This window comes from Streptomyces stelliscabiei (assembly GCF_014873495.1).
GTDB lineage: Bacteria > Actinomycetota > Actinomycetes > Streptomycetales > Streptomycetaceae > Streptomyces > Streptomyces bottropensis.
The window spans coordinates 8869549-8888974 of sequence record NZ_JADBGF010000001.1; the positions used below are offsets into that span (position 1 = coordinate 8869549).

The following is a 19426-nucleotide window of genomic DNA, read 5'->3' on the forward strand; positions in this document are numbered from 1 at the left end:
GAGAGCATTCGGCCGTACCCGGCCCAGGTTTCCGCCTCGGCCCGACCAGGCTGCGCACTTTGAGGACGAAAGTTTCCATTTGTGAGTGAGACAACGCATGACGGCAGGGTTGTGGTGAGCGACCGTCCGTCGCCCGACGACGGGCTCTCCGCGACGGAACTGGCCGCCAAGTACGGGCTCGCCGTGAGCGGCGCCCGGCCCGGACTCGTGGAGTACGTCCGCCAGATGTGGGGGCGGCGTCACTTCATCCTGGCCTTCTCCCAGGCGAAGCTCACCGCGCAGTACAGCCAGGCCAAGCTCGGCCAGCTGTGGCAGGTGGCCACCCCGCTGCTCAACGCGCTGGTGTACTTCCTGATCTTCGGCCTCATCCTGGGGGCCGACCGCGGCATGCCGCGCGAGGTGTACATCCCGTTCCTGGTCACGGGTGTGTTCGTGTTCACCTTCACCCAGAGTTCGGTGATGGCGGGCGTCCGCGCGATCTCCGGCAACCTCGGGCTGGTGCGCGCCCTGCACTTCCCGCGTGCCTCGCTGCCGATCTCCTTCGCGCTCCAGCAGCTCCAGCAGCTGCTGTTCTCGATGATCGTGCTGTTCTGCGTCGCGGTCGGCTTCGGCAGCTACCCGAGGCTGTCCTGGCTGCTGATCGTCCCCGTGCTGGTGCTGCAGTTCCTCTTCAACACCGGCCTCGCGCTGATCATGGCCCGCATGGGGTCCAAGACCCCGGACCTCGCGCAGCTGATGCCGTTCGTGATGCGGACCTGGATGTACGCCTCCGGCGTGATGTTCTCCATCCCGGTGATGCTGGAGGACCACCCCCAGTGGATCGCCGACGTCCTGCAGTGGAACCCGGCCGCGATCTACATGGACCTGATGCGCTTCGCGCTGATCGACGGCTACGGCCGCGAGAACCTGCCCCCGCACGTGTGGGCCGTGGCCGCCGGCTGGGCCGCGCTGATCGCGCTCGGTGGCTTCGTGTACTTCTGGAAGGCGGAGGAGAGGTACGGCCGTGGCTGAGTCACTCATCCCCACCGTCATCGCGGACGAACTGCACATCGTCTACCGCGTCAACGGCGCCAAGACCGGCAAGGGCAGCGCGACCGCCGCCCTCAGCCGCATCGTCAAGCGCGGCGAGGAGCGCGGCGTACGCAAGGTGCACGCCGTCAAGGGCGTCTCCTTCATCGCCTACCGAGGCGAGGCCATCGGACTGATCGGCTCCAACGGCTCCGGCAAGTCCACCCTGCTGCGCGCGATCGCCGGTCTGCTCCCGGCGGAGAAGGGCAAGGTCTACACCGACGGCCAGCCCTCGCTGCTCGGCGTCAACGCCGCCCTGATGAACGACCTCACGGGCGAGCGGAACGTCATATTGGGCGGCCTCGCGATGGGTATGTCCCGCGAGCAGATCAGGGAGCGCTACCAGGGCATCGTCGACTTCTCGGGCATCAACGAGAAGGGCGACTTCATCACCCTGCCGATGCGTACCTACTCCTCCGGCATGGCGGCCCGGCTGCGGTTCTCCATCGCGGCGGCCAAGGACCACGACGTGCTGATGATCGACGAGGCCCTCGCCACCGGCGACCGCGCGTTCCAGAAGCGGTCCGAGGCCCGTATCCGCGAGTTGCGCAAGGAGGCCGGCACGGTCTTCCTGGTCAGCCACAACAACAAGTCCATCCGGGACACCTGCGACCGGGTGCTGTGGCTGGAACGCGGCGAACTGCGCATGGACGGCCCGACGGACGAGGTCCTGAAGGAATACGAGAAGTTCACGGGCAAGTAGTCCCGAACGACCCGGGCCCCACCGGAACTGTTCCGGTGGGGCCCGGCGTCTGCAAGGGATACCGGGGAGCCGCGTCCGCAAAGGAAACGCCAACTTCGGCAAGGATCGGCAAGGACCGTGTCAACTCCGGCCGCCCGTAGGAATCTTGGGGGCAATCGGTGCTTTCTTGTGATGTGCAGGACACCCCGACGGAGCATGGTGCGTTGTACAACGTAAGCTGTAACGGTGCCGAATCGCGGCAAGTGGGTCCATAATGCGCGACACCCGGCATCCGCCGCAGACGCCGCCCACTGGGCGGCGTGTCCGAAATAGTGCGTCTTGGGTCGGCAGTGTAGAACGGGAGATGTGACGGCCATGGTTACGGAGACTCCCCAGCTCAACCACGCTTCCGCCGTGCCCGCGCCGGGTGACGAGCGGTGACCGAAGCCGGGACGGCGCGCACCGGGGACCCGGAGCGCGACACCCTCGACAAGGCCGGGACCGAGAACTTCCCCGTCGCCCCGTTCTTCCTGCCTCGGGCCTGGCGCGACGACCTCATGGCCGTCTACGGCTTCGCCCGCCTCGTCGACGACATCGGCGACGGCGACCTCGCCCCCGGCGGCGCCGACGCCCGCCTGCTCGGCGTGACCCCCGAGGACGCCGACGACCGACCGCTCCTCCTCGACGCCTTCGAGGCCGACCTCGCCCGGGTCTTCGACGGCACCCCGAACCACCCGCTGCTGCGCCGTCTGCGGCGCACGGTCCGCGACCGCCGCCTCACCCCCGATCCGTTCCTCGCCCTGATCGCCGCCAACCGCCAGGACCAACTGGTCAAGCGGTACGAGACCTACGACGACCTGCTCGCCTACTGCGCGCTGTCCGCCAACCCCGTCGGCCACCTGGTCCTCGCCGTCACCGGCACCACCACCCCCGAGCGGGTCCGGCACTCCGACGCGATCTGCACCGCGCTGCAGATCGTCGAGCATCTGCAGGACATCGCCGAGGACCTGGGCCGCGACCGGATCTATCTCCCCGCTACGGACATGAAGCGCTTCCACGTGCAGGAGAGGGACCTCGCCGCACCCACCGCGGGCGCGTCGGTGCGCGCCCTGGTCGCGTACGAGGCGGAGCGCGCCCGTCGACTCCTGAGCGACGGCGCCCCCCTCGTGAGCAGCGTCCACGGCAGGCTGCGGCTGCTCCTCGCGGGGTTCGTGGCGGGCGGAAGGGCGGCGCTCCACGCGATCGCCGCCGCCGAATTCGACGTACTTCCCGGCCCGCCCAAGCCCGGCAAGCTCCGGCTGCTGCGCGAGGTGGGCGCGACCCTGCGAGGAGAGGGGTGATCCGGACCGTGGAGTCGGAAACAGACATGTCCGCGCCGGTACTCGCCGCCTACAGCTACTGCGAGGCCGTCACCGGACAGCAGGCCCGTAACTTCGCCTACGGCATCAGGCTGCTGCCGACGCCCAAGCGCCGCGCGATGTCCGCGCTGTACGCCTTCTCCCGGCGCGTCGACGACATCGGTGACGGCGCGCTCGCGGTCGAGGCCAAGACGGCCCGGCTGGAGGAGACCCGGGCGCTGCTCACCCGGGTCCGGGACGGCTCGGTCGACGAGGACGACACCGATCCCGTCGCGGTCGCCCTCGCCCATGCCGGGGCGGCCTTCCCGATCCCGCTCGACGCGCTCGACGAACTCATCGACGGCGTCCTCATGGACGTACGCGGCGAGCACTACGAGACCTGGGACGACCTGAAGGTCTACTGCCGCTGCGTCGCCGGTTCCATCGGGCGGCTCTCCCTCGGCGTCTTCGGCACCGAGCCGGGTGTGCGCGGCGCGGAACGCGCTCCGGAGTACGCCGACACCCTCGGGCTCGCCCTCCAACTGACCAACATCCTCAGGGACGTTCGCGAGGACGCCGTGGGCGGCCGCACCTACCTGCCCGCCGACGACCTCGCGAAGTTCGGCTGCTCGGCCGGGTTCGCCGGGCCTCTCCCGCCGGCCGACTCCGACTTCGCGGGTCTGGTGCACTTCGAAGTGCGCCGGGCCCGCGCCCTGTTCGCCGAGGGCTACCGGCTGCTGCCGATGCTCGACCGCCGCAGCGGCGCCTGCGTGGCGGCCATGGCCGGCATCTACCGCCGTCTGCTGGACCGCATCGAGCGCGAGCCGGAGGCCGTGCTGCGCGGCCGGGTCTCGCTGCCCGGCCGCGAGAAGGCGTACGTCGCCGTACGCGGCCTCTCCGGTCTGGACGCCCGCCATGTGTCGCGCCGAACCGTCAGGAGGCGCGTCTGATGGACAATTCGCTCCAAGACGAACCCATCGGGGAAAAGCGGTACGCAACCCTCCGCACCACCGCGGCGTCCCTGACTGCGACGGTCCTCCGCGGCGGGATGCGGCACTCCGGCGGACCGGCAGGGGAGGGTGCACGATGACCGACGGCGCGCAGTCCGAGGGACTGCCGGACGAGGATCGTACGGACCGGCCCCGCGGCACGGCCGTGGTGGTCGGCGGGGGACTGGCCGGTGTCACCGCCGCGCTCTCGCTGGCCGACGCCGGCGTCCGGGTCACCCTCCTGGAGGGACGGCCCCGCCTCGGCGGACTGGCCTTCTCCTTCCGGCGCGGCGACCTCACCGTCGACAACGGCCAGCACGTCTACCTGCGATGCTGCACCGCCTACCGCTGGTTCCTCGACCGCGTCGACGCGGCCGCGCTCGCGCCCCTGCAGGATCGTCTCGACGTGCCGGTTCTCGACGCCGGGGGCAGGCCCGGGCGACGGCTCGGCAGACTGCGGCGCGACGCGCTGCCCGTCCCCCTGCACCTGGGGCGCAGTCTCGCCACGTACACCCACCTCTCGCTCGCCGAGCGCGCGAAGGTGGGGCGGGCCGCGCTGGCGCTCAAGGCCCTCGACCTCGCCGATCCCGCCCTGGACGAACAGGACTTCGGCGGCTGGCTCGCCGCGCACGGCCAGTCGGCGCGGGCCGTCGAGGCGCTGTGGGACCTCGTGGGGGTCGCCACCCTCAACGCGGTCGCCCGGGACGCCTCCCTCGGACTCGCCGCGATGGTGTTCAAGACCGGTCTGCTGTCCGAGCCGGGCGCCGCCGACATCGGCTGGGCGCATGTCCCGCTGGGCGAACTGCACGACCGGCTGACCCGCAAGGCGCTCGACTCGGCGGGCGTCCGCACCGTACTGCGTACCCGCGTCACCTCCATCTCCCCCGCGGGGAACGGGAGTTGGCGCGTCGAGACGCCCGGCGAGAGCCTCGACGCCGACACGGTCGTCCTCGCCGTACCGCAGCGCGAGACGTACGACCTGCTGCCCGGGGGCGCGCTCGACGAGCCAAGACGGCTGCTGGAGATCGGCACCGCGCCGATCCTCAACGTCCATGTCGTGTACGACCGCAGGGTGCTGAGCAAGCCGTTCTTCGCGGCGCTCGGCTCGCCCGTGCAGTGGGTCTTCGACCGGACCGACGCGTCCGGGCTGCGCGAGGGGCAGTATCTGGCGCTGTCGCAGTCCGCCGCCCGGGACGAGATCGACACCCCCGTCTCCGCACTGCGCGCGCGCTATCTGCCCGAGCTGGAACGGCTGTTGCCCGCCGCGCGCGACGCGCGGGTGCGGGACTTCTTCGTGACCCGGGAGCGCACGGCGACGTTCGCTCCCACCCCCGGCGTCGGACGGCTCAGGCCCGGCGCCCGCACCAAGGCACCCGGCCTGTACCTGGCCGGAGCGTGGACCGCCACCGGGTGGCCCGCGACCATGGAGAGTGCGGTCCGCAGCGGCATCGGCGCGGCGGACGCCGCCCTCGCCGCTCTGGGCCGGCCCCGGGACCACCTCTTCGACTTCGAGGAGGCCGCGTGAGGCTCGACGCGCGCAGAAACGGTTCCCGCACTCTCGGTACCACGAACACATCGACATCTGGAGAGACTGTGCCCACTGTGCCCCCGGCCGTGACGGCCGCCGCGAGGACCGCGGTGGACGTGACCGCGCTCCTGGAGCGCGGGCGGACCCTGGCCACACCCGTGCTGCGGGCGGCCGTCGACCGGCTGGCGCCCCCCATGGACACCGTCGCCGCCTACCACTTCGGCTGGATCGACGCCCACGGCAACCCGGCGGACGGCGACGGCGGCAAGGCCGTACGCCCCGCGCTCGCCGTCATGTCCGCCGAGGTCACCGGCGCCGCACCCGAGACCGGCATCCCCGGCGCGGTCGCGGTGGAGCTGGTGCACAACTTCTCGCTGCTGCACGACGACCTGATGGACGGCGACGAACAGCGCCGCCACCGCGACACCGTCTGGAAGGTCCACGGCCCCGCCCAGGCCATCCTCGTCGGCGACGCCCTGATGGTCCTCGCCAACGAGATCCTCCTCGAACTGGGCACCGCCGAGGCGGCCCGCGCCACCCGCCGCGTCACCACCGCGACCCGGGCGCTCATCGACGGGCAGGCCCAGGACATCTCCTACGAGCACCGCGAGCGGGTCACCGTCGAGGAGTGCCTGGAGATGGAGGGCAACAAGACCGGCGCCCTCCTCGCCTGCGCGTGCTCCATCGGCGCCGTCCTCGGCGGCGCGGACGACCACACCGCCGACACCCTGGAGAAGTACGGCTACCACCTGGGCCTCGCCTTCCAGGCCGTCGACGACCTGCTGGGCATCTGGGGCGACCCGGTCGCCACGGGCAAGCAGACCTGGAGCGATCTGCGCCAGCGCAAGAAGTCCCTGCCGGTCGTCGCCGCGCTCGCGGCCGGCGGTCCGGCCTCCGAACAGCTCGGTGAACTCCTCGCCGCCGACGCCAAGAGCAGCGACTTCGAGAACTTCTCCGAGGAGGAGTTCGCCGTGCGCGCCGCCCTCATCGAGGAGGCGGGCGGCCGGGAGTGGACCGCCCAGGAGGCCCGCCGCCAGCACACGATCGCCGTCGAGGCGCTCGACTCGATCCGGATGCCGGAGCGGGTGCGGGAGCAGTTCGCGGCGCTCGCCGACTTCGTCGTCGTACGGAAGAGATGACCGCCTTCACCCAGGAGTCGACCCTCACCGGTCGAATAGTGCTCGCGTAGTCGCCGGCCGGTGCCCGTCACCGGACACGCACCGGCCGACGGCTGACCCACCGCAGAGAGATCCGTCCACTGCACGAAGGGGAAGCCATGACAGCGACGACCGACGGAAGCACCGGGGCCCTGCCGCCCCGCGCCCCCTCGGCCAGCGACACCGACCACGGCACTCCTGTGGCGGCAGGGGTCCAGGAGGCTGCCGTGCACGCCGTACGGCGGGCCACCGACCTCCTGCTCGCCCGACAGGACGCCCAGGGCTGGTGGAAGGGCGACCTGGAGACCAACGTCACCATGGACGCCGAGGACCTGCTGCTCCGCCAGTTCCTGGGCATCCGCGACGACAGGACCACGCGCGCCGCCGCGCTCCACATCCGGGGCGAGCAGCGCCCGGACGGCACCTGGGCCACCTTCTACGGCGGCCCGTCCGACCTCTCCGCCACCGTCGAGGCGTACGTCGCGCTGCGGCTGGCGGGGGACGACCCGGCCGAGCCGCACATGGCGCGGGCGTCGGCGTGGATCCGGGAGCGGGGCGGGATCGCCGCCGCCCGGGTCTTCACCCGCATCTGGCTGGCGCTGTTCGGCTGGTGGAAGTGGGACGACCTGCCGGAGATGCCGCCGGAGATCCTCTACTTCCCGCAGTGGATGCCGCTGAACATCTACGACTTCGGCTGCTGGGCCCGCCAGACGATCGTGCCGCTGACCGTCGTCTCGGCCAAGCGCCCGGTGCGGCCCGCGCCGTTCCCGCTCGACGAGCTGCACGCCGACCCGGGGCGGCCGAATCCCCCCAGACCCCTGGATCCACTGGGCAGTTGGGAGGGCGCCTTCCAGCGGCTCGACCGGGCCCTGCACGGCTACCACAGGGTGGCGCCGAGGCGGCTGCGCCGGGCGGCCATGAACCGAGCGGCCCGCTGGATCGTCGAGCGTCAGGAGAACGACGGCTGCTGGGGCGGCATCCAGCCCCCCGCCGTGTACTCGATCATCGCGCTGCACCTGCTCGGCTACGACCTCCGGCACCCCGTGATGCGGGCCGGGCTGGAGTCCCTCGACCGGTTCGCCGTGTGGCGCGAGGACGGGGCCCGGATGATCGAGGCGTGCCAGTCCCCGGTGTGGGACACCTGCCTCGCCACCATCGCCCTCGCCGACGCCGGCCTGCCCGCCGACCACCCCCAACTGGTCAAGGCCGCCGACTGGATGCTCGGCGAGGAGATCGTCCGCCCCGGCGACTGGTCGGTGAAACGGCCCCAACTCCCGCCCGGCGGCTGGGCGTTCGAATTCCACAACGACAACTACCCCGACATCGACGACACCGCCGAGGTCGTCCTCGCCCTGCGCCGGGTCAGGCACCACGACCCCGAGCGGGTGGAGAAGGCGGTGCGGCGCGGGGTGCGCTGGACGCTCGGCATGCAGTCCCGGAACGGGGCGTGGGGCGCGTTCGACGCCGACAACACCAGCCCGTTCCCCAACCGGCTGCCGTTCTGCGACTTCGGCGAGGTCATCGACCCGCCGTCCGCCGACGTCACCGCGCACGTGGTGGAGATGCTCGCGGCGGAGGGCCTGTCCCACGACCCGCGCACCCGGCGCGGCATCGAGTGGCTGCTCGCCGAACAGGAGCCCAGCGGCGCCTGGTTCGGCCGCTGGGGCGTCAACTACGTCTACGGCACCGGGTCGGTGGTCCCCGCCCTGGTGACCGCCGGGCTGCCCGCCGCGCACCCCGCGATCCGCCGCGCCGTGGCCTGGCTGGAGACCGTGCAGAACGACGACGGCGGCTGGGGCGAGGACCTGCGCTCCTACCCCGACCCCGCCGAATGGGGCGGCAAGGGCGCCTCCACCGCCTCCCAGACCGCGTGGGCGCTGCTCGCGCTGCTGGCGGCGGGGGAGCGCGACACCAAGGCCACCGAGCGTGGCGTCGAGTGGCTGGCCCGGACCCAGCGCGAGGACGGCTCCTGGGACGAGCCGTACTTCACCGGCACCGGCTTCCCCTGGGACTTCTCGATCAACTACCACCTCTACCGCCAGGTCTTCCCGCTCACCGCGCTCGGCCGGTACGTCCACGGCGAGCCGGCCCTCCTGAAGCCCGGGGGACGCTGATGGAGGCGCCCTCCGCCCCGGCCCCGCTGCTGATCGCCTGCGCGCTCGGCATCGAACAGCTCGCCCTGCGCAGCGGCGACCGGGGCGGCGCCGGGGGCCCGGTCACCGTCCTGCGCACCGGCATGGGGCCGAGGGCCGCCGAGCGGTCGGTCACCCGGCTGCTCGCCGACCCGGGGCTGCGCGGGGCGGCCGTACTGGCCACCGGGTTCTGCGCCGGACTCGCCCCGGGCATGCACCCCGGCGACCTGGTCGTCGCCGAGGAGACCTGGGGGCCGGACGGCGCCGTGACTCCGTGCGTCTCCACCGGACGCCTGGTCAAGGAGCTGGAGCGCGCCGTGCCCGGACGCGCGGTCCACACCGGCCCGCTCACCGGGTCCGACCACGTCGTACGCGGCCAGGAACGGTCCGATCTCCACGCGACCGGCGCACTCGCCGTCGACATGGAGTCCGCCGTCACGCTCCACTGCGCCGTGAGATCCGGCGCACGCCCGGTTGCGGCCGTCCGGGTGGTCGTGGACGCTCCAGAGCATGAACTGGTCCGGATCGGCACGGTACGCGGTGGAATATCAGCTTTCCGCGTTCTTCGTGCCGTCCTTCCCGCTTACTACGAATGGCACCGTTCCTTGCTGCTCCCCAGGAGGTGAGCCAGATGGCCATGCCGCTCCGCCAGTCCATCAAGGTGGCGACGTATCTCGCTGAACAGAAGCTCCGCAAGCGGGACAAGTTCCCGCTGATCGTCGAGCTGGAACCGCTCTACGCCTGCAACCTGAAGTGCGAGGGCTGCGGCAAGATCCAGCACCCGGCGGGCGTGCTCAAGCAGCGCATGCCGGTGGCGCAGGCCGTGGGCGCCGTCCTGGAGTCCGGTGCGCCGATGGTGTCGATCGCCGGCGGCGAGCCCCTGATGCACCCCCAGATCGACGAGATCGTCCGGCAGCTGGTGGCAAAGAGGAAGTACGTCTTCCTGTGCACCAACGCCCTGCTGCTGCGCAAGAAGATGGAGAAGTTCAAGCCCTCGCCGTACTTCGCGTTCGCCGTGCACATCGACGGTCTGCGGGAGCGGCACGACGAGTCGGTGGCGAAGGAAGGGGTGTTCGACGAGGCGGTCGCCGCCATCAAGGAGGCCAAGCGGCGCGGCTTCCGGGTGACCACCAACTCGACCTTCTTCAACACCGACACCCCGCAGACCATCATCGAGGTCCTCAACTTCCTCAACGACGACCTCCAGGTCGACGAGATGATGATCTCGCCCGCCTACGCCTACGAGAAGGCCCCCGACCAGGAGCACTTCCTCGGCGTCGAGCAGACCCGCGAACTGTTCAAGAAGGCCTTCTCCGGCGGCAACCGCCGACGCTGGCGGCTCAACCACTCGCCCCTGTTCCTCGACTTCCTGGAGGGCAAGGTCGACTTCCCGTGCACGGCGTGGGCGATCCCCAACTACTCCCTCTTCGGCTGGCAGAAGCCCTGCTACCTGATGAGCGACGGGTACGTCACCACGTACCGGGAACTGATCGAGGACACCGACTGGGACGCGTACGGCCGCGGCAAGGACCCGCGCTGCGCCAACTGCATGGCGCACTGCGGCTACGAGCCGACCGCGGTCCTCGCCACCATGGGCTCCCTGAAGGAGTCCCTGCGCGCCATGCGCGAGACCGTCTCCGGCAACCACGGGAACCAGGGGTGACGCCATGACCGCCGTGTCGCTGGGCGTCCCCGAGGTACCGGTCCGGCCGATCGCCGAGCGACGCGTGTCGCGAGGCATCCAGGTGGGGTCGGTGGCGGTCGGGGGCGGAGCCCCCGTCTCGGTGCAGTCGATGACGACGACCCGTACGTCGGACATCGGCGCCACCCTGCAGCAGATCGCCGAACTCACCGCGTCCGGCTGCCAGATCGTCCGCGTCGCCTGCCCCACGCAGGACGACGCGGACGCCCTCGCCGCCATCGCCCGCAAGTCGCAGATCCCGGTGATCGCGGACATCCACTTCCAGCCGAAGTACGTGTTCGCGGCGATCGAGGCCGGCTGCGCGGCGGTGCGGGTCAACCCGGGCAACATCAAGCAGTTCGACGACAAGGTCAAGGAGATCGCGCGGGCCGCGAAGGACCACGCGACCCCGATCCGGATCGGGGTCAACGCCGGCTCGCTCGACCGGCGCCTCCTGCAGAAGTACGGGAAGGCGACGCCCGAGGCGCTGGTGGAGTCCGCGCTGTGGGAGGCGTCGCTGTTCGAGGAGCACGGCTTCCGGGACATCAAGATCTCGGTCAAGCACAACGACCCGGTCGTGATGATCGAGGCGTACCGGCAGCTGGCCGCCCGGTGCGCCTACCCCCTGCACCTCGGGGTGACCGAGGCCGGTCCCGCCTTCCAGGGGACGATCAAGTCCGCCGTCGCCTTCGGGGCGCTGCTCGCCGAGGGGATCGGCGACACGATCCGGGTGTCGCTGAGCGCTCCGCCGGTCGAGGAGATCAAGGTCGGCATCCAGATCCTGGAGTCGCTGAACCTGCGACAGCGGCGGCTGGAGATCGTCTCGTGCCCCTCGTGCGGGCGCGCGCAGGTCGACGTGTACCGGCTGGCGGACGAGGTCACCGCCGGGCTGGAGGGCATGGAGGTGCCGTTGCGGGTCGCGGTCATGGGCTGCGTCGTCAACGGACCCGGGGAGGCGCGGGAGGCGGACCTGGGGGTCGCCTCCGGCAACGGAAAGGGGCAGATCTTCGTGAAGGGCGAGGTCATCAGGACCGTGCCCGAGTCGAAGATCGTGGAGACCCTCATCGACGAGGCGATGAAGATCGCCGAGCGGATGGAACGGGACGGCGTCGCGTCGGGGGAACCGGCGGTCACCGTGAGCTGACAACACGGGCTGAGAGAGCACGGATCGAGAGGGGGCCCGACGTGACGATTCTGGAGAGCATCCGGCAACCGCGCGACCTGAAGGCGCTGACCGAGGCGGAACTCGGTGAACTGGCCGAAGAAATCCGGGAGTTCCTGGTGCACGCGGTCGCCAGGACCGGTGGTCACCTGGGGCCCAACCTGGGGGTGGTGGAACTGTCCGTCGCGCTCCACCGGGTCTTCGAGTCACCCGTCGACCGCATCGTCTGGGACACCGGTCACCAGAGCTATGTGCACAAGCTGCTGACCGGGCGGCAGGACTTCTCCAAACTGCGCGGCAAGGGGGGCCTGTCCGGGTACCCCTCGCGCGCGGAGTCCGAGCACGACATCGTCGAGAACAGCCACGCCTCCACCGCCCTCGGCTGGGCGGACGGCCTCGCCAAGGCCCGCCAGGTGCTGGGGGAGCGGGGCCATGTGGTCGCGGTCATCGGCGACGGCGCGCTCACCGGCGGCATGGCCTGGGAGGCGCTCAACAACATCGCGGCCGCCAAGGACCGGCCGCTGATCATCGTCGTCAACGACAACGAACGCTCGTACTCCCCGACCATCGGCGGCCTCGCCAACCACCTCGCGACCCTGCGCACCACCGACGGCTACGAGCAGTTCCTCGCCTGGGGCAAGGAGGTCCTGCTGCGCACCCCGGTCGTCGGCAAGGAGGTCTACGAGGCACTGCACGGCGCCAAGAAGGGCTTCAAGGACGCGTTCGCGCCGCAGGGCATGTTCGAGGACCTGGGCCTGAAGTACGTCGGCCCGATCGACGGGCACGACATCAAGGCCGTCGAGTCGGCGCTGCGCCGCGCCAAGCGCTTCCACGGCCCGGTCCTGGTGCACTGCCTGACGCAGAAGGGCCGGGGCTACGAGCCCGCGCTGGCCAACGAGGAGGACCACTTCCACACGGTCGGCGTGATGGACCCGATGACCTGCGAGCCGCTCACCCCGGCCGGCGGACCGTCCTGGACCTCGGTCTTCGGCGACGAGATCGTCCGGATCGGCGACGAGCGCGAGGACGTCGTGGCCGTCACGGCGGCCATGCTGCACCCGGTGGGCCTCGGCCGGTTCGCGGAGAAGTTCCCCGACCGGGTGTGGGACGTCGGCATCGCCGAGCAGCACGCCACCGTGTCGGCGGCCGGCCTCGCCACGGGCGGCCTGCACCCCGTCGTGGCCGTCTACGCGACCTTCCTCAACCGGGCCTTCGACCAGTTGCTGATGGACGTGGCCCTGCACCGGTGCGGGGTCACCTTCGTCCTGGACCGCGCCGGCGTGACCGGTGTCGACGGTGCGTCGCACAACGGCATGTGGGACATGTCCGTCCTCCAGGTCGTACCCGGGCTGCGGATCGCCGCCCCGCGCGACGCCGAGCAGTTGCGGACCCAGTTGCGGGAAGCCGTCGCGGTGGACGACGCCCCCACGCTGATCCGGTTCCCGAAGGAGTCGGTGGGGCCGGAGATCCCGTCCCTGGAGCGGGTGGGCGGCATGGACGTCCTGCACCGCTCGGCCTCCTCGGACGATCCGGCGGTACTGCTGGTCGCCGTCGGCGTGATGGCGTCGGTGTGTCTGCGGGCCGCGGAGCTGCTGGAGGCGCGGGGCATCGGCTGCACGGTCGTCGACCCCCGCTGGGTCAAGCCCGTCGACCCCGCGCTGCCGTGGCTCGCCGACGCACACCGTCTGGTGGCCGTCGTGGAGGACAACAGCCGGGCCGCCGGGGTCGGTTCGGCGGTCGCCCTCGCGCTGGGGGACGCCGAGGTCGACGTGCCCGTACGGCGGTTCGGGATTCCGGAGCAGTTCCTCCCGCACGCCAAGCGCGGGGAGGTGCTGGCGGACATAGGTCTGACGCCGGTCGAGATCGCCGGGCGGATCAGCGCCTCGCTGGCCGCCAAGGGCGAGTCGGCGAAGGGGAACCTGCCTGTGGCGAAGCCGTCCGTGGCCGTGCTGCCCGAGGCCGAGCCGTCGTCCGAGGCTGTGCCGTCTGTGGCGAAGCCGTCCGAGGCCGAGCCGTCCGAGGCCGAGCCGTCCGAGGAGAAACCGCAATGACCACCCTGGAACCCGCCGCCGGTAGCGAGGGGTTCGACCTCGCCGGACTCCTGGCCGAGCGCGGCGCGGAGCGCTACGAGCTGCACGCCCGGCACCTCAACCACCAACTCCCGCGCATGCTCCACACCATCGGCTTCGACAAGGTCTACGAGCGGGCCGAGGGCGCGTACTTCTGGGACGCGGACGGCAACGACTACCTGGACATGCTCGCCGGGTTCGGGGTGATGGGGCTCGGCCGCCACCACCCCGTGGTCCGCAAGGCGCTGCACGACGTGCTCGACGCGCAGCTCGCCGACCTGACCCGCTTCGACTGCCAGCCCCTGCCCGGACTGCTCGCCGAGAAGCTGCTCGCCCACAGTCCCCACCTGGACCGGGTGTTCTTCGGCAACAGCGGCACGGAGGCCGTCGAGACCGCGCTGAAGTTCGCCCGGTACGCCACCGGCAGGCCGCGCGTCCTGTACTGCCACCACGCCTTCCACGGGCTCACCACCGGCTCGCTCTCCGTCAACGGCGAGGACGGCTTCCGGGACGGCTTCGCACCGCTGCTGCCCGACACGGCCGTACCGCTCGGCGATCTCGACGCGCTGGCGAGGGAGTTGAAGAAGGGCGATGTGGCCGCCCTCGTCGTCGAGCCCGTCCAGGGCAAGGGCGTGCACGAGGCGCCGCCCGGCTATCTGCGCGCCGCCCGGGAACTGCTGCACCGGCACAGGGCGCTGCTGATCCTCGACGAGGTGCAGACCGGGCTCGGGCGGACCGGGGACTTCTACGCCCACCAGCACGAGGACGGGGTCGAGCCCGATCTGGTGTGCGTGGCGAAGGCACTCTCCGGCGGCTATGTCCCGGTCGGAGCCACCCTCGGCAAGGAGTGGATCTTCAAGAAGGTCTACTCGTCCATGGACCGCGTTCTCGTGCACTCGGCGAGCTTCGGCTCCAACGCCCAGGCCATGGCCGCCGGGCTCGCCGTCCTCTCCGTCATGGAGGACGAGCGGATCGTGGCGAACGCGCGGGCCACGGGCGAGCTGCTGAAAGCCCGTCTTACGGCACTGGTCGACAAGTACGAGCTGCTCAGCGACGTCCGCGGCCGGGGTCTGATGATCGGCATCGAGTTCGGCAGGCCCAGATCGCTGAAGCTGCGCAGCCGTTGGACGATGCTGCAGGCTGCCCGCAGGGGACTGTTCGCGCAGATGGTCGTCGTACCGCTGCTGCAGCGGCACCGCATCCTCACCCAGGTCTCCGGCGACCATCTGGAGGTGATCAAGCTGATCCCGCCCCTGATCATCGGGGAGCGGGAGGTGGACCGGTTCGTCGAGGCGTTCACCGAGGTCATGGACGACGCGCACAGCGGGGGCGGACTCATGTGGGACTTCGGCAGGACCCTGGTGAAGCAGGCGGTGGCCAACCGGTAGAAGGCCAGGTGCGGGCGAGCGCGGGTGCCTGCGTGCCGCTTTTGCCTCTGAGGCAAGGAATTTGCCGCAGAGGCAAAACTGCGGCTGAATGGAGGCATGAGCCCCTCCGAGGGTACGCACCCTCCCGAGCCCCCGCCGGACGAGGAATTGCCCGTCGTCGCCCCGCAGTTGCGGGCCCTGCGCCGCCGGGCCTCCCTCACCCTGGAGGCCGCGGCCCGCGCCGCCGGACTCTCGCCCGCGCATCTCTCCCGGCTGGAGACCGGGCAGCGCCAGCCCTCACTGCCGATGCTGCTCTCCCTGGCCCGCGTCTACGGTACGACGGTCTCGGAGCTGCTCGGCGAGACCGTCGCCGAGCGGGACGCCGTGCTGCGCGCCCCCGACATGGAGCCCACCCGGGCGGGCGGCTGGACGTACTGGCAGGCGGGTGCGTCCGGGCGGGGGATGCAGGCCCTGCGCGTCCATGTGCCGCACGGCTCGCAGGGCGACATCGTGCGGGTGCATCCCGGCGAGGAGTGGCTCTACGTGCTGTCGGGGCGGCTGCGGCTGCGCCTCGGGGACACCGCGCATCTGCTCGCGCCCGGTGACAGCGCGCACTTCGACTCCCTCACCCCGCACCGCATCGCCGCCGCCGACCACGACGGCGCCGACCTCCTGTTCGTCCACACCCTGCTGCAGAGCCCTACGGCCGCGCTGTGCCTCGGGCCGATCACTCCCGGAGAGACCCCATGACCGATCTGGAAGAGAAGTTCCCCCGTGCCCTGTGGGTCAGGCTCATCATCTACATCGCGGTCGGCCATGTCTTCGCGGCCTTCATCTACCTGCTGTTCGAACTCGGCGCCCAGCAGTAGCCACCGGGCGACCGGTGAGGACGGCTGTTCCGTGCGGCCGACTGCTCCCGGCCACGATCCGGCCCTGCCCTAGTCGAGCAGGCGCTCGCGCAGCCGCTCCCGGGTCTGCGGGGTCAGCTTCAGGCCCTGCTCCAGATAGGTGTCGACATCGCCCCAGGTGTCCTCCAGGGTGTCGAAGGCCGCCTGGAGATACTCGGCGCGGGCGTCGAAGAGAGGGCTCAGCAGCTCCATGATCTCCGGGGACCAGGCGCTCGCGGAGCTGCTGCTGCGGTGCACCTTGTAGCGGCGGTGCTTGGCGTTCGACTCCAGGTAGTCGGTGACGACGGCCTCGCGCTCGACGCCGAGGGCGAGAAGCGTGACGGCGATGGCGAGCCCCGCGCGGTCCTTGCCCGCCGCGCAGTGCATCAGCGCGGGCACACTGTCCTCGGCCAAGGCGTGCAGCACACGGGAGTGCTCGGCCGTGCGGCGCTTGATCATCGTCCGGTAGGAGGCGATCATCCGGCCGGCCGCCCTGCCGTCGCCCAGCAGTGCGCGCAGCTGGTCCAGGTCGCCGTCCCGGACCATCTTCCAGAACTCGGCGCCGTCCGCCGGGTCGCTCAGCGGCAGGTTCACATTGAGCACGCCGGGCAGCGCGACGTCCGGGCCCTCCAGCTTCTGGTCGGCCGCGTTGCGGAAGTCGAAGACCGTGTGCAGGTTGAGCGAGGCCAGGAACGCGGTGTCCTCGTCGGTGGCGTGCGCGAGGTGTCCGCTGCGGAACAGGACCCCGTGACGCACTCGGCGGCCGTCCACCGTCGGCAGGCCTCCCACATCGCGGAAATTGCGCACTCCGGTCAGCTCGGGCTCGGTCGACGGGATCTGCTGCGTCACTGGGGCTCCCTCCCATCCGTCCGTCGGAGGCATCACCGACGGGCACGCCCTCGACACTGAGGGGCGCCCTCGACGATACGACATGGGTGCGTACGCCAATGAGTTGTCCACAGGCGGTCGCGCCGCGCCCGTCCGAGGTTGTCCACAGGCGCCGTCGAGTGCGTGGAGCGACCTGCGATGATGTTGCCGCCTGATCGCACCTGTTCGAATCTGTGGGGGCTTGATGTTGGAAATCGGCACAGACGGCCGGACCTGGATTCTTTCCGGGCCCAGGAGCAGCTACGCCCTGCGGCTCACGGAGAACGACGAGCTGTTGCACCTGCACTGGGGTCCCCGGATCGCGCTCGCCGACGCCGACGCGCTGGCCGCGCGACAGCAGCTGCCGTACTGGCCGTTCGAGGCCCCGGTCGACGGACACGAGGAGTACCCCGTCGAGGGCGGTCCTCGCTTCACCCGTCCCGCCCTGTCCGTGCGCACGGACGAGCGGCGCGGCACCGAGTGGACCTTCCGGGAGTACGAGGCGGACGGTGACGAGCTGCGGTTGCGGTTCGCCGACGGCGCGCTCGGGATCACGCTGCACTACCGACTGCGCGACGACGTCGTCGAGCGCTGGGTGACCCTGGTCAACGACGGGCCGGCGGTGGAGCTGCTGCGGGCCGACTCGGCGACGTGGACGCTGCCGCCGCGCGCGGACGAGGCCTGGCGGCTGTCCCAGCTGCACGGACGATGGGCGGCCGAGTCCCGGCTCGTGCGCGGCGACCTCACCTACGGCGAGAAGGTCATCGGCAGCCGGCGCGGCCACACCGGGCACCAGCACCTGCCCTGGGTGGCCCTGGACACCGACGCCACCGAGGAGCACGGCGAGGTCTACGGCTGCGCCCTGGGCTGGTCGGGGTCCTGGCGGATCGCGGTCGCACAACTGCCGGACGCCCGCGTGCAGATCACCGGCGGCGCCGGGTACGACGAGTCCGGTCTGCTGCGGCTGGAAACGGGGGAGACGTTCACCACGCCCGTCTTCGCCGGCCTGTGGAGCGACGGAGGTCACGGCGGGGCGAGCCGCGCCTGGCACGCTTACCAGCGGACGTACGTCATCCCGGACGCGGACCAGGACCGGCCGGTGCTCTTCAACTCCTGGGAGGCCACCGAGTTCGACATCTCCGAGGAGCAGCAGGGGACGCTCGCGCGGCGCGCGGCGGCCATCGGGGTCGAACTGTTCGTCGTGGACGACGGCTGGTTCGGGGCGCGTACGAGCGACCGGGCCGGCCTCGGCGACTGGACGCCCAACCCGGATCGCTTCCCGAAGGGGCTCAAGCCCCTCGCCGAATACGTGCACGCCCTCGGTATGCAGTTCGGAATCTGGGTCGAGCCCGAGATGGTCAACCCGGACAGCGAGCTGTACCGGGCGCATCCCGAATGGGCCCAGTTCCAACCGGGACGAAAGCGGACGGAGCTGCGTAATCAGCTCGTCCTCAATCTCGCGCGCGAGGACGTCCGGGAATACCTCTGGGAGAAGCTGGACGCCTTGCTGTCCAGTGCGCCGATCGACTATGTGAAGTGGGACTTCAACCGCTGCTTCACGGATGCCGGCTGGCCCGGCGAGCCGTATCCGCAGAAGCTGTGGGTCGAGCATGTGCGCGCCTTCTACGCCCTGCTGGACCGACTGCGGGCCGCGCACCCCGGGGTGGCGTTCGAGTCGTGCTCCGGCGGCGGCGGTCGTATCGACCTCGGGGTGATGGCCCGGACGGACCAGGTGTGGACGTCGGACAACACCGACCCGCTCGACCGGCTCGCCATCCAGCACGGCTTCAGCCAGATCCACCCGGCCAGGACCATGGCCGCATGGGTCACCGACAGCCCGAACAACCAGCTCAACGGCCGGGTCAGCACCCTGCGGTTCCGTTTCGTCAGCGCCATGACGGGTGTGCTCGGCGTCGGCGGCGACCTCACCGAGTGGACGGAGGAGGAGCTGGCCGAGGCGGGGAGCTGGGTCGAGCTGTACAAGCGGATCCGGCCGGTCGTACAGCGCGGTGATCTCTACCGGCTGCGCCCGCCTACGGGTGGCCTGAGCGCCGTGCAGTACGTCCTCGACGACGAGGTCGTGGTCCTGGCCTGGCTCCAGGCCCAGCACTACGGCGAGCCGCCCGCTCCGCTCCGGCTGCGCGGACTGGAACCGACAGAAGTGTATGAGTGCCGCGAAACGGGCGAAGTGCACCGAGGGGCCGTTCTGTTGCACCACGGATTGCCGACGGGGCTGCGCGGTGACTTCGATGCGACGGTTATCCGCCTGCGTCGCACTTGAGCGATCTGTCCGAAATGCAGCTGTAATTCCAACACGCCCTGGAATAAAGCCTACTGGCACGTAGGGGCGTGAGCAGCGTCATATTCGTGACGTTCCGCTGTCGCCATGTGCACGTAATTCGCGCATGTTTCAGGGGCCGTTGAGAAATGTTCAAGACCGGTCTTCGACGGAGCGTGATGGTGGATTGATGTAAGGATCAGGTAGGAAGGTGCACAGGAA

The 19426-nt window shown here is 70.8% G+C and carries 17 protein-coding genes; 16 read left to right on the top strand and 1 reads right to left on the bottom strand.

Annotated features, from left to right (window positions below; genetic code table 11):
• Positions 1 to 81 precede the first annotated feature (81 nt).
• From H4687_RS39000 to H4687_RS39065, 15 genes are all read left to right on the top strand, one after another.
• Entirely contained in the window at positions 82 to 1011 is a 930-nt protein-coding gene (locus H4687_RS39000) for an ABC transporter permease (RefSeq protein WP_046913557.1), read from the top strand.
• On the top strand, positions 1004 to 1771 hold the full coding sequence (locus H4687_RS39005) for an ABC transporter ATP-binding protein (RefSeq protein ID WP_005484611.1): 768 nt from the start codon (positions 1004 to 1006) through the stop codon (positions 1769 to 1771). The genes H4687_RS39000 and H4687_RS39005 overlap by 8 nt, the downstream gene beginning before the upstream one ends.
• Before the next feature lie 416 nt (positions 1772 to 2187).
• Positions 2188 to 3090 carry a squalene synthase HpnC gene (gene hpnC, locus H4687_RS39010; protein WP_046913558.1) on the top strand — a complete coding sequence of 301 codons (903 nt, stop codon included), beginning with the start codon at positions 2188 to 2190 and terminating at the stop codon, positions 3088 to 3090.
• Positions 3087 to 4037, top strand: coding sequence for a presqualene diphosphate synthase HpnD (gene hpnD / locus H4687_RS39015; RefSeq protein ID WP_046913559.1), 951 nt, complete (start codon positions 3087 to 3089; stop codon positions 4035 to 4037). The genes hpnC and hpnD overlap by 4 nt, the downstream gene beginning before the upstream one ends.
• Positions 4037 to 4177 carry a DUF6380 family protein gene (locus tag H4687_RS48565; protein WP_225966952.1) on the top strand — a complete coding sequence of 47 codons (141 nt, stop codon included), beginning with the start codon at positions 4037 to 4039 and terminating at the stop codon, positions 4175 to 4177. Before hpnD ends, H4687_RS48565 begins: the two co-directional genes overlap by 1 nt.
• Positions 4174 to 5601 (top strand): hydroxysqualene dehydroxylase HpnE, encoded by a 1428-nt coding sequence (gene hpnE / locus H4687_RS39020; protein ID WP_046913560.1) that lies wholly within the window; start codon positions 4174 to 4176, stop codon positions 5599 to 5601. The genes H4687_RS48565 and hpnE overlap by 4 nt, the downstream gene beginning before the upstream one ends.
• Positions 5602 to 5669: 68 nt before the next feature.
• Positions 5670 to 6743, top strand: a complete 1074-nt coding sequence (locus tag H4687_RS39025) for a polyprenyl synthetase family protein (RefSeq protein WP_233443381.1) — start codon at positions 5670 to 5672, stop codon at positions 6741 to 6743.
• A 137-nt stretch (positions 6744 to 6880) separates the two neighbouring features.
• The gene (gene shc / locus H4687_RS39030; RefSeq protein ID WP_046913562.1) at positions 6881 to 8875 is read left to right on the top strand and encodes a squalene--hopene cyclase; all 1995 of its coding nucleotides are present in this window, start codon (positions 6881 to 6883) and stop codon (positions 8873 to 8875) included.
• Positions 8875 to 9519, top strand: coding sequence for a phosphorylase family protein (locus H4687_RS39035; RefSeq protein WP_046913563.1), 645 nt, complete (start codon positions 8875 to 8877; stop codon positions 9517 to 9519). The genes shc and H4687_RS39035 overlap by 1 nt, the downstream gene beginning before the upstream one ends.
• Before the next feature lie 5 nt (positions 9520 to 9524).
• A complete protein-coding gene (gene hpnH / locus H4687_RS39040; RefSeq protein WP_020115183.1) occupies positions 9525 to 10556 on the top strand; it encodes an adenosyl-hopene transferase HpnH in 1032 nt (343 codons plus the stop codon).
• A gap of 4 nt (positions 10557 to 10560) precedes the next feature.
• Complete coding sequence (ispG, locus tag H4687_RS39045; RefSeq protein WP_046913564.1) at positions 10561 to 11718, top strand: flavodoxin-dependent (E)-4-hydroxy-3-methylbut-2-enyl-diphosphate synthase; 1158 nt, start codon at positions 10561 to 10563, stop codon at positions 11716 to 11718.
• 41 nt (positions 11719 to 11759) lie between these two features.
• Entirely contained in the window at positions 11760 to 13787 is a 2028-nt protein-coding gene (gene dxs / locus H4687_RS39050) for a 1-deoxy-D-xylulose-5-phosphate synthase (RefSeq protein WP_046913565.1), read from the top strand.
• On the top strand, positions 13784 to 15193 hold the full coding sequence (locus H4687_RS39055) for an aspartate aminotransferase family protein (protein ID WP_046913566.1): 1410 nt from the start codon (positions 13784 to 13786) through the stop codon (positions 15191 to 15193). Before dxs ends, H4687_RS39055 begins: the two co-directional genes overlap by 4 nt.
• 96 nt (positions 15194 to 15289) lie before the next feature.
• Positions 15290 to 15922 carry a helix-turn-helix domain-containing protein gene (locus H4687_RS39060; protein ID WP_046913567.1) on the top strand — a complete coding sequence of 211 codons (633 nt, stop codon included), beginning with the start codon at positions 15290 to 15292 and terminating at the stop codon, positions 15920 to 15922.
• Positions 15919 to 16041, top strand: coding sequence for a DUF6126 family protein (locus H4687_RS39065; RefSeq protein WP_037704099.1), 123 nt, complete (start codon positions 15919 to 15921; stop codon positions 16039 to 16041). The genes H4687_RS39060 and H4687_RS39065 overlap by 4 nt, the downstream gene beginning before the upstream one ends.
• Before the next feature lie 69 nt (positions 16042 to 16110).
• Here the strand turns inward: H4687_RS39065 and H4687_RS39070 are convergent, their stop codons facing one another.
• A complete protein-coding gene (locus tag H4687_RS39070) occupies positions 16111 to 16908 on the bottom strand; it encodes a tyrosine-protein phosphatase (RefSeq protein ID WP_046913568.1) in 798 nt (265 codons plus the stop codon).
• Between the two features lie 223 nt (positions 16909 to 17131).
• On the opposite strand from H4687_RS39070, the gene H4687_RS39075 reads away from it, so the two are divergent.
• Positions 17132 to 19207 (top strand): alpha-galactosidase, encoded by a 2076-nt coding sequence (locus tag H4687_RS39075; RefSeq protein WP_046913569.1) that lies wholly within the window; start codon positions 17132 to 17134, stop codon positions 19205 to 19207.
• Positions 19208 to 19426: the final 219 nt, after the last annotated feature.